Origin of the sequence: Clostridium chromiireducens (genome assembly GCF_002029255.1) — a bacterium.
Classification (GTDB): Bacteria; Bacillota; Clostridia; order Clostridiales; family Clostridiaceae; genus Clostridium; species Clostridium chromiireducens.
Genome location: NZ_MZGT01000110.1, coordinates 1 through 10,801, shown reverse-complemented (window position 1 = coordinate 10,801; position 10,801 = coordinate 1). Strand labels below are relative to the sequence as shown.

Here is a 10,801-nt window from a genome sequence, read left to right as displayed (position 1 = left end):
AGATGAAATGCATTAAATAAATTATAAATATAATAAAAAGAAATTAAATATTTTAATTTATTTCCTTATATATGAAATTATAATTAAGGTTAAATATGTTGAAGTTGATTATAGTTTGTAAGTAAAACGAATGATTGATGAATTTATTTTGTTTGTTAAATTCAAATGTTGTTTAGAAATTTCGATATAACAGACAAAACTTGATAATAAAGATAAAAACCTACGTAGAATTTTCTAAAATATTTAATAATGTGAACTGAACTTTTATAAAAATTCCAAGTAATTATTTCGCTAAATATACATTTAGCGAAATAATTGCATTAATTTATGAAATTTGGTATAATATTTTTAACTTGGCACAAGATTTTAAGAATTAAGTGATTTATCAATTGCGGACAAGCTTTTACGGTGCTTTGAATTTATAAAAAAATAAGGTGAAAATATGAAATATGATATTCAAGTGCTTCAAAATAATAATCTTCCTGAAAGTTTGGTGGATTTTTTAAATTATTTGGAAACTATAAAAAGTACATCAGTTAATACTATAGATGGATATAGAATTGATCTAACGATATTTTTTAGATTTATGATGATTTACAAAGGTAAAGTAAATACGGATTTGGTGGAATTTGAGGATATAGATATTTCTGTTATAGATTCTGATTTTTTGAAAAATGTAAAACTTAGAGATTTGTATGCTTTTCTTTCTTTTACAGAAAAATACAGAGATAATAGTTCTTATGCAAGAGCTAGAAAAGTTGCTACATTAAAATCATATTTTAAATTCCTTTTTGGAAAGGCAAAAATAATAAGCGAAAACCCTGCTTTAGAATTAGAATCTCCGAAGATAAATAAAAGGCACCCGGTTTATCTGACGCTCAATCAAAGTATTCATTTACTCGGATCTTTAGATAAAAATGACAAAAATTACTTTAGAGATTACTGCATACTAACATTCTTCTTGAATTGTGGGATGAGACTTTCTGAGCTTTGCAGTATCCAAATAGATAAGATTAGAGAAGATACCTTAACAATTATAGGTAAAGGTAATAAAGAAAGAACTGTTTATTTAAACGAAGCGTGTTTGAAAGCTCTCTCAAACTACTTAAACGCTAGAAATGATTCCAAAGCATTACCAGAAAACAAAAAAATCTTGTTTTTATCATCTAGAAATACACCTATTAATAAACGAACTGTTGAAATTATGATAAAGAAACATATTACTAATGCAGGATTAACGGATGATAAATATACTCCGCACAAACTAAGACATACTGCTGCTACGCTTATGTATAAGTATGGTAATGTTGATATTAGAAGTTTGCAAAGCATATTAGGTCACACAAATATATCAACAACTCAAATTTATACTCACGTTGATGATGACTCCTTAAGGGATGCAGTTAAATCAAATCCACTTTCAAAGCTATAATGATTTTGATGATAATTTTGTTTTAGGATATTATAAAGATCAAAATATTATAAACACTCTCCTCTCTCCTATTTTGACAAAAAGATTTCATTCAAAAAAATAAAAGGTTATCAGTTAAATATTCTGGTAACCTTTATCATGTGATTGCTATTCTATGTTTTGCTTTTAGCGAGTTATTGCGTTTCCGTAGTTGTTTCTGAATTCATCAATGTATGCTGGTTCGTTACCTTCGTACATTATAAGAGTATTACCTTTCCTATAGTAATAAGGGCTTCTAGTGTAATTTGCATCTGTTCCATGTATAGACATCCCGCCAGGAGCAATTCTGTTGATATCTCCTTCTAACTCAGCTGGAGAACCATATTCATAAAGTCTAACTACATCTCCGCCTAAAAGGTAATCTGTTTCATTACCTTTAAAGTAATTTTTCTTTGTATTAGCTGATTCTGTTAAATTGTATCCGGAATTTCTTAAATCATCTGCAAAATTTACAGCTGAATATTTTATTGAATCAGCGGTAGCTTTTAATTTATCTCTTGTAGCATCTGAATTATTTGCATTGGTTCCGTCATCATCCCATGCATTATCTCTAGTAAAACCATTAGTACCTTCCATGCCACCAGCGTTATTCCTTGTTGTACCATTATTGTCCGCTCCAGTTCTATAACGATTACCGCATCCTATTAACGTTAATGAAAATATAACAAGCGCAGCTAAAAATAACAATAAAATAGATTTTCGCCTCATAATAAATCATCCCTTTCAATTGAAATATATTACGTGATTATTATGTGAAATAAAACGAAAATCTATTCACTACATTTATTCTATTGTTTTCTTAATCTTCTGACACCAGGATATATCTCTTCGGTAGCTTCGTCGAGAGTTAAATCATCGTTTAAATCCATCTCATCCAAGTATACTATATGTTCAAATGCATCCTCGTAGCTTTCTTCATCAGAAAATTCAGTATCAAAATCATTTGTTTTTTTTGCAAATTTGTTAAATATGTCTTTTATATCAAGATTTTCTTCAGTTATTTCATCTAATTCATCTTCACTTAAAGACGCCTTTAAATCGTTTAAGAATTCCTCTTCTAATATTTCATTTTCTTCTTGTGTTTTCGCAATATCTTCGATTCTAATTGCTTTAGTATCAACGCCATTAATTTCTAAACACTTGCCGCAATTATCACAAATTTTATTTTCGTAAATATCACAATAATCATCATCAGAATACATATCAGTCATCTGTAACACCTCTTTTTTTATTGTAGAATAATAATTATATCAAATAAAACAAATTAAATCAAATTAAATATTGTTATTATTCAAAGCAATAAATAATAACTTCAAAAATTCAAGTTCACGCTATAATATTGAAACAAACTATATAATGTGTTCCCAATTAATATATTTATTAAGTATCGTCACTGCTTTTTCTAAATAAATTCTTTCAAGATCAGTGAATCTACTATACTCTTCACTATCTAAATCAAGAACCCCTACTAGTTTTTCATTATTTACTATAGGAATTACTATTTCAGAATTTGATGCGGCATCACAAGCGATATGCCCTTCAAAATTATGTACGTCTTCTATTAATAGCGTTTCTTTTTTTAGAGCAGCTGTTCCACATACCCCCTTCCCTATTTCAATTTTTGTACAAGCGGGCATCCCTTGAAAAGGCCCCAAAACAAGCGAATCACTTTTGGCTAAATAAAAACCACACCAATTAATTCTTCCTACTAGAGCGTTTATTAACGCAGATGCATTACAAAGTTTAGTTATTGGTAAATCTTCGTTATCTATCAGACCTTCAAGCATAACTAACATATTTTCCAATTTACTTTCTGTACTCATACCATCAAATACTTTTATATCAAACATTCATTTCACCTTCCGTATTGCCAAAATATGCATTCTTAACTATTTTATATTATTTAAGCTTACCACATTATATAATACTATTTTTTATTCAATATTGGAATATTAATATATAAAGAATTATTTGTTTGATTTATTTATACAAACATAATGATAAACTTAACTCTCAATTTTTGTTAAATATTACTGATTATTCTATTCTTACAGCGTGTATGTTTGCGTATTTAGAACGTTAGTTTGCTATATAAACGGGTATATGCTATAATGGGTAGAAGAATAGAGAGGTGTTTATAATGTCAGACGAAAAAGATAAGCAATCAGAAATATACGACTTTTTAAAATCTTATACAGAAAACAAAGGATATCCACCTTCAGTAAGAGAAATATGTGAAGCTGTATCGTTAAGGTCGACTTCAACAGTTCATGGCCACTTAAAAAGATTAGAAAAAAAAGGTATGATTAAAAGAGATCCTTCAAAGCCAAGAGCTTTAGAAATAGCTGAATTTTCTGCTCCTAAAAGGGAAATGATTAATATACCAATTCTGGGTAAAATCACTGCTGGAAGCCCTATTCTAGCAACTGAAAATATAGAAGATACATTTGCTCTACCATTAGATTATATAAAGCATGATAAAGAGCTTTTTATGCTTAGAGTATCTGGGGAAAGCATGGTTAATGCTGGTATTAGAGATAATGACTTAGCTATTATTGAAAATGTTCAAACAGCCTTAAACGGTGATATTGTAGTTGCATTGATTGAAGATAGTGCAACAATTAAAAGATTCTTTAAGGAAAAAGATCATATTAGATTGCAGCCTGAAAATGATGCTATGGATCCCATCATAGTAGATGATTGTAAAGTATTAGGCAAACTTGTTGGGATATTTAGATCTTTTAAATAGCTAAAAGATTAAAATGATGAATAAAAAAGACTGTTTATGATTAATCATAAACAGTCTTTTTATATTACTCAACTTCTAAAACTTTGCTCAATCCTATAAGAACACCAATTTTACCGTGATCAAAATTTAATCCGCCTTGTATGTAAGCTATATAAGGTTCCCTTACAGGACCATCTGCCGAAAGTTCAATTGTTGATCCTGAAATAAATGCACCAGCAGCCATTACTATTTCGCTATCATATCCAGGCATAGCCCATGGCTCACATACCGCAAAAGCATCAATCGGTGATCCGGCTTGAATTCCACTGCAGAAATTAACTAGTTTTTTAGAGTTACCAAATTCAATAGCTTGAATTATATCTGTTCTTTTATCGCTAGATGGCGGGAAGACTTTAAATCCTGCGATTTCCATAACTCTAGCACAAAATATAGCTGTTTTAACAGCCTCAATAGAAACGTGAGGCGCAGAGAATAATCCTTGATAGAAACTTCTCATTAATCCATAAGTAGCTCCATACTCTCCTCCTACCCCTGGTACAGTTAATCTATTTGCAGCTGCATCGACTAAGTTTTTCTTACCAACAATATAACCACCACCTGGCGCAATTCCACCACCAATATTTTTCATTAGTGAACCTGCCATAATATCAGCACCAAATTCCGTTGGTTCTACAATTTCAATAAACTCACCATAGCAATTATCAACAAATATTGATACATCATTTCTAACTTCTTTAATATGTCTAATAACCTCGGCTATTTCAGAAACTAGAAAAGATTTTCTTGCTGCATAACCTGTACTTCTTTGAATATGTATAAGTTTTATAGATGAATCAGCTTTTATAGCCTCTTTTATCTTTTCAAATTGAAATTTACCATTACTATCTAAATCAACAATATCTGTTTTAATTCCGAATTCATCTAAAGAGCCGGAATTTTTCTTTTTTGACAATCCTAACACGCCAAGTAAAGTATCGTACGGTAGTCCTGAAACACAAAGTATTTTATCACCTGGTCTCACATTACCAGCTATGGCGCACCCAATAGCATGTGTACCGCTTACAAAATGCGGCCTAACAAGTCCTGCTTCAGTCTTAAAAATATTAGCATAAACTTTATCTAAGGAATCTCGGCCAATATCATCAAGACCATATCCGGTTGTATTTGTAAAATGTGCATCACTTATTTTTTCAGTTTGAAAAGCTTTTAGAACTTTCAGCTGATTATACTCTCTAATTTCATCATAGTCTTCAAATTGTTCAGCAGTATCTTTCAGAGCCTGTCTATATATTTCAAATGTCCTTTCACTTATATTATAGTTATCAATTAAAAATTCTTCTGTTTTCTTTAACATCTGTATGTCTCATCCTCCAAAGTATTTAAATAAGTTTTATAAATTCCTTATAACCCAAAAAATAAATAGGCAATGTTAATGCCTATTTACTAACTTTCATATTCATTGTCTGCAAATAAAATTGGTTTAGCTGGCGTTATAGTTGATATAGAATGTTTATATATTAGCATTTGTTTATTGTCACAATCCAATATGACAGTAAAATTATCAAAACCCTTTACAATGCCTTTTATTTGGAATCCATTCATTAAATGTATAACTAACTGAATTTTATTTTTTCTAGCATTGTTTAAAAAAATATCTTGTAAATTATTTTGTTGTTTATTGACCAAAATATAACACCTCCATTAGTGAGCATAAGTTTAATTATTTCTATTATAACTCGAGTTTTAACTTATGTCATTAATAACTTTATCCAAAATTTCATCATCGCTCATAACATCTTTATCTAAAAAAATACATCTTTTATCTCTTCTAAACCAAGTTAACTGCCTTTTGGCATAATTTCTTGATCCTTGTTTTATCATATCTATCGCATCAGGTAAAGAAATTTCACCTTCAAGGTAATAGAATATTTCTTTATAACCAATCCCTTGCATTGACTGAATATCTGAAGTATAACCCATTTCTTTTAATCTTATGCACTCATCCAATAATCCTCTTTTAAGCATAATATCAACTCTTTTGTTAATTCTATCATATAACTTTTGTCTATCCATAGTTAACACATAGTAAAATACATCATATTCGCTATTGTAAAAATCATCACCAACATTATAAGAGCTAAATGGATTTTTTGTGAGCTTATAAACTTCTAAAGCTCTTATAACTCTTTTTCTATTATTAGGGTGAATATCTTTGTAACTTATCGGATCAATTTCATTAAGCATTTCGTGTATATACTCATTTCCTTTTTCTAAGGCTAGGCTTTCTAAATATTCTCTATATTCTTCATCTTTCTCTGCTTCAGTAAAAGTCATATTACAAGTCAATGAATTAATATAGAGACCAGTTCCTCCAGATATTATAGGTAGTTTTTCTTTAGATATAATATTATTAATTGCATATTCTCCGTACTCCTTAAAATCAGCAACAGAATAAGGTACATCTGGTTCTATAACATCTATTAAATGATGTTTTATTCCTTGCATTTCTTCTTCTGTTACCTTTGCTGAGCCTATATCCATGTATTTATATATCTGCATAGAATCTGCCGAAATAATTTCTCCATTTAATTTTTGCGCAAGTTTTATTGAAAGATCAGTCTTCCCTACTGCAGTTGGTCCACCGATTACTAATAATTTTTGTTTCATTATATAATTCTCCTAAATTTTTTATCTATGTCTGTACTAGTAAATTTAATTATTACAGGCCTTCCATGTGGGCAATGGAAGGGGTCATCTATATATCTTAAATCTTCAATTAATTTTATCATTTCACTAGTTTCTAATTTATCATTACCTTTAATGGCTGCTTTACAAGCTTTGCTAGCAATAGCATTATGTTTAACTTCAATTGTTTTTCCATTCCCTAAATTTTTAAGATTATCTAACATCTCTAAAAACAAATTTTTAGGATTAAGCTTTCCTAGAAAGTATGGAACTTCTTTCAAAGATAAAGATGTTCCTCCAAACTCTTCAAGTAAGAATCCTGCTGCTCCAAAAACTTCTTTATTTTCTTCAAAATAAGAATAATCATCTATGCTCAAATCAATAACACTTGGAATCATAAGAGGTTGAATGATAATATTACCGCTCTCAATTTCTTTTATGTACTTTTCGAATAATATCTTTTCATGGGCGGCATGTTGATCAATCATATATAGTGTACTGTCATATTCGCCTAATATGTAAGTTTTATTGTACTGCCCAATTATAGTTATTGGCGGAAACTTAGCTGTTTGTTTCAGATTGTCACTCACATCTTTTGTTCTTGAACTATCAACAAGCTCAGATATATTTTCTTGGTTGTTATCATTAGCCATATAATACTGATTTTCCTGATTTGTATCTTGGTTAAATTTATTGTGTTCATATTTTTCGACTACTGGCGTTGCATCATAATCTACACCTATATCTTCTGCAGTTTCATAATTTTCATCTCCATTACTTATGCGTGATCTTAAGTCAATAGGAATCTCGATAGGAATTTTATATGACTCTTTATTCATATCGCTTTCAAAGTGAGTTGTTTTATATGCATTTACAGAATTATTATCATCAACTGAATAGTTATTTGCATTAAGATTTATTCCTTGATCCAATAATGACTTTACAGTTGAATTTGCAAATTTAACTTTTTCTTCTTCCTCTTTTATCTTAAATGTTATCTCTTCAAAAGTGGGTATTACTGAAATTTTGGAGTTTTCTTCCTCTTTAATAGCAAAAGTTTCAAATACTTCATTCTTCAAGGAAGTATGAACTGCCCCAAAAATCTTTTTGAAAATTGTTCGTTCATCATTAAACTTTACCTCTGCCTTTGTTGGATGAATATTTACATCAACATATTCAGGGTATACTTCAATAAATAAAATAAAAAATGGGAACTTATTAACTGTGGAAAATGACTTAAATGCTTGTTCAACGGCTACAGCTAATGCTCTATTTTTTATATATCTTTTATTTACAAAAATACTTTGATTATTTCTAGAACCTCTGGCTATCTCTTCTGTTCCTATGTACCCATATACTGTAATGAGATCAGAAGTATCACTGAAATAAAGTATATTATCAGTTATTGACTTTCCATAAATTGTTCTTATTACATCCTTAAACTCTCCGTTACCAAAAGTATGAAGAATCTTTTTATTGTTATTATATAATTTAAAACTTATCTTAGGATTAGCAAGAGCAAGTCTTGTTATTATATCATTAATTAAAGAACTTTCTTTAGCGGTAGATTTTAAGAACTTCTTTCTTGCAGGAACATTAAAGAATAAGTCACGAACCTCTATTATTGTTCCTTTATTTACTCCACATTCTGCAACGTCTGTTGATTTACCACCTTCAATTGAAATTTCATATCCAAATTCTTCATCTGCCTGCTTAGATTTTAAATTAACCTTAGCCACCGATGCTATAGATGGGAGTGCTTCACCTCTGAAACCTAAAGTGCTTATGCTGTATATATCTTCTGATTCCTTTATTTTGCTTGTAGCATGAGGAAGAAAGGCTTTAGCTATATCATCTTTATAAATTCCATCGCCATCATCTATAATTCTTATTAAAGATGCACCACCCTCTTCTATTTCTATTACGATATTTTTTGAGTGAGCATCAATAGAATTTTCTACTAATTCTTTAACTACTGAAGACGGTCTTTCAACAACTTCTCCAGCTGCAATCTTATTTGCTGTATCTTCATTTAAAATATTAATTCTTTTCATTTATAATTTCCCCCTTTCAATTAAAATTAATAATTTTCAATGAGAAAAATCACTTGAAATTATTATTCTTCATTTGTATGAACTCTGTATTGCAAAAATAAATATTATGAAGTTTAATTAGCTATATGATACAGCTGATTCACCATAATAGTATCTATCAATAAATGTATTATTATCCTCAAGAACTATTAATTTCATAAATAACACCTACTTACACAATTATAACAGTAGTGTTCTTAAATATAAATAATATTTATATTTAAGATGGATAAGCTAATATAGAAAAAAATATTTTCGGTAAGGAGGTATTAAAATGAATAACAAAGATTTATATAGTTCAGCAAATACTACATCTGACCCAGCATCTCGTAATTATGGTAAAGAAATAAATGAAAAATCTCATGAAAAAAGTCCTTTTGGAAAAGATGAGCCTTCTCCACATACTACATTTAAAAAGAAAATGAAATAATGCAAATAAATCCACGACAAAATTTACTGCTGTCGTGGATTTTTTAATAACAATAATATAATTATTTACATTCATAAAAACTTATATTAAATTATCATTCTTTAATAAATTAAATAATGTTGGATTAAGATTAAATTGTTCCATCAAATTTCTGACTTCATTTAAAGCTTTCTCTTTCTTATCTTTAGGAATATTAGATTTTGATGCTCTAATTAATATATTTTTAGGAGAATGAGCAATATCTATAAATTCTAAAAGTTGGGTTCTATATCCGATACATTCCAAAAGATTTGCACGCACACTGTCAGTCATAAGAGCTGCAATTCTTTCTTGTACTATACCGTATCTTGTTAAGATAGATAATTTTTCTGTTTTTATTTGAGCATTAAATTCATGCTGACAGCAAGGAACAGAGAAGATCATTTTAGTATTCCATTTTATTGCATTATATAACGCATAATCTGTAGCAGTATCACATGCATGCAATGTAATTACCATATCAACCTTATTGTTATATTTAAAGCCATTTATATCTCCAAGTTCAAAGTGTAAATTCTCATAATTATAACGTTTTGCTATATCATTACACTTCTTAATTACGTCAGCTTTAAGATCTAATCCTATCATTTTAACATTTATTTTTTTTATCTCTACAAAGTAATAATATAATACAAATGTTAAGTAAGACTTTCCACAGCCAAAATCTAAAATTGTAAGTTCTTTATAGTCGTTCTTTTTAATTTCATCATCGATAATTTCCACGAATCTGTTTATTTGCTTATATTTATCATACTTTGAGTTTATTACTTTACCTTCTTTAGTAAAAACACCTAGATCTATAAGTGGCTCAATAATCATGCCTTCTTTAAGTATATAATTTTTTTCTTTATTATGTCCTTTACTAACAAATTTGGCATTATCCCCTTTTTTCTTACTTAATAGAACCTTACCTTTTTTAGATATTTTCACTTCAAAGATAGTCAGATTTGACCAAGCGGAAACTTGCTTAAAATCTGACGATACATAATCTAGTATTTTATCACTTAAAACATCTGCATCAATATTTTCATGAAACACCTGCTTATCAGTATATTTTTCTATCTGATAATATTTCTTATTATTATTTTCTTTAAGCATTATTGTTATCTTGTTATACTCAAAATTTTTATTTGCTTTATTACTGATAACTACTTTAATAATATCCTCTTTAACTATTTCATCAATTGCTTTTTTTAAATCTTCCATCTTTCAACTCACCTTATAATTTAGTTAACTTGTGTTTTATTACTATTATTATTTTACACATTGTTATTTTGTAGAATTAATCTATTTATTTATTTTATCTTAAATTTGTATGCAATACTATAAGTATA

At 28.8% G+C, this 10,801-nt stretch carries 11 protein-coding genes; 3 read left to right on the top strand and 8 right to left on the bottom strand.

Going from position 1 to position 10,801, the window contains the following annotated elements; translation table 11 throughout:
• The first annotated feature begins 442 nt into the window (after nt 1-442).
• Nucleotides 443-1,432: a tyrosine recombinase XerC gene (locus CLCHR_RS22640; protein ID WP_079442169.1), complete on the top strand. Its 990-nt coding sequence runs from the start codon at nt 443-445 to the stop codon at nt 1,430-1,432.
• Nucleotides 1,433-1,597: 165 nt separating this feature from the next.
• Here the strand turns inward: CLCHR_RS22640 and CLCHR_RS22635 are convergent, their stop codons facing one another.
• The 3 genes from CLCHR_RS22635 to CLCHR_RS22625 form a co-directional block, all read right to left on the bottom strand.
• Nucleotides 1,598-2,179, bottom strand: a complete 582-nt coding sequence (locus CLCHR_RS22635) for a hypothetical protein (protein WP_079442168.1) — start codon at nt 2,177-2,179, stop codon at nt 1,598-1,600.
• Between the two features lie 80 nt (nt 2,180-2,259).
• Entirely contained in the window at nt 2,260-2,682 is a 423-nt protein-coding gene (locus tag CLCHR_RS22630; protein ID WP_079442167.1) for a hypothetical protein, read from the bottom strand.
• A gap of 138 nt (nt 2,683-2,820) precedes the next feature.
• On the bottom strand, nt 2,821-3,321 hold the full coding sequence (locus CLCHR_RS22625; protein WP_079442166.1) for a GAF domain-containing protein: 501 nt from the start codon (nt 3,319-3,321) through the stop codon (nt 2,821-2,823).
• Between the two features lie 290 nt (nt 3,322-3,611).
• Between CLCHR_RS22625 and lexA the strand changes: the two genes are divergently transcribed.
• The gene (gene lexA, locus CLCHR_RS22620) at nt 3,612-4,220 is read left to right on the top strand and encodes a transcriptional repressor LexA (RefSeq protein WP_079442165.1); all 609 of its coding nucleotides are present in this window, start codon (nt 3,612-3,614) and stop codon (nt 4,218-4,220) included.
• A 64-nt stretch (nt 4,221-4,284) separates the two neighbouring features.
• Here the strand turns inward: lexA and CLCHR_RS22615 are convergent, their stop codons facing one another.
• The 4 genes from CLCHR_RS22615 to mutL all read right to left on the bottom strand — a co-directional run bounded on the left by CLCHR_RS22615 (nt 4,285) and on the right by mutL (nt 8,959).
• Nucleotides 4,285-5,574 carry a methionine gamma-lyase family protein gene (locus CLCHR_RS22615; RefSeq protein WP_079442164.1) on the bottom strand — a complete coding sequence of 430 codons (1,290 nt, stop codon included), beginning with the start codon at nt 5,572-5,574 and terminating at the stop codon, nt 4,285-4,287.
• A gap of 89 nt (nt 5,575-5,663) precedes the next feature.
• A complete protein-coding gene (gene hfq / locus CLCHR_RS22610) occupies nt 5,664-5,906 on the bottom strand; it encodes an RNA chaperone Hfq (protein ID WP_079442163.1) in 243 nt (80 codons plus the stop codon).
• A 57-nt stretch (nt 5,907-5,963) separates the two neighbouring features.
• A complete protein-coding gene (gene miaA, locus CLCHR_RS22605; protein WP_079442162.1) occupies nt 5,964-6,887 on the bottom strand; it encodes a tRNA (adenosine(37)-N6)-dimethylallyltransferase MiaA in 924 nt (307 codons plus the stop codon).
• Nucleotides 6,887-8,959, bottom strand: a complete 2,073-nt coding sequence (gene mutL / locus CLCHR_RS22600) for a DNA mismatch repair endonuclease MutL (RefSeq protein ID WP_079442161.1) — start codon at nt 8,957-8,959, stop codon at nt 6,887-6,889. The genes miaA and mutL overlap by 1 nt, the downstream gene beginning before the upstream one ends.
• Before the next feature lie 313 nt (nt 8,960-9,272).
• On the opposite strand from mutL, the gene CLCHR_RS25035 reads away from it, so the two are divergent.
• A complete protein-coding gene (locus tag CLCHR_RS25035) occupies nt 9,273-9,428 on the top strand; it encodes a hypothetical protein (RefSeq protein WP_169896870.1) in 156 nt (51 codons plus the stop codon).
• Between the two features lie 81 nt (nt 9,429-9,509).
• On the opposite strand, the gene CLCHR_RS22595 is transcribed toward CLCHR_RS25035, so the two are convergent.
• On the bottom strand, nt 9,510-10,673 hold the full coding sequence (locus CLCHR_RS22595) for a class I SAM-dependent methyltransferase (protein ID WP_079442160.1): 1,164 nt from the start codon (nt 10,671-10,673) through the stop codon (nt 9,510-9,512).
• Between the last annotated feature and the right edge of the window lie 128 nt (nt 10,674-10,801).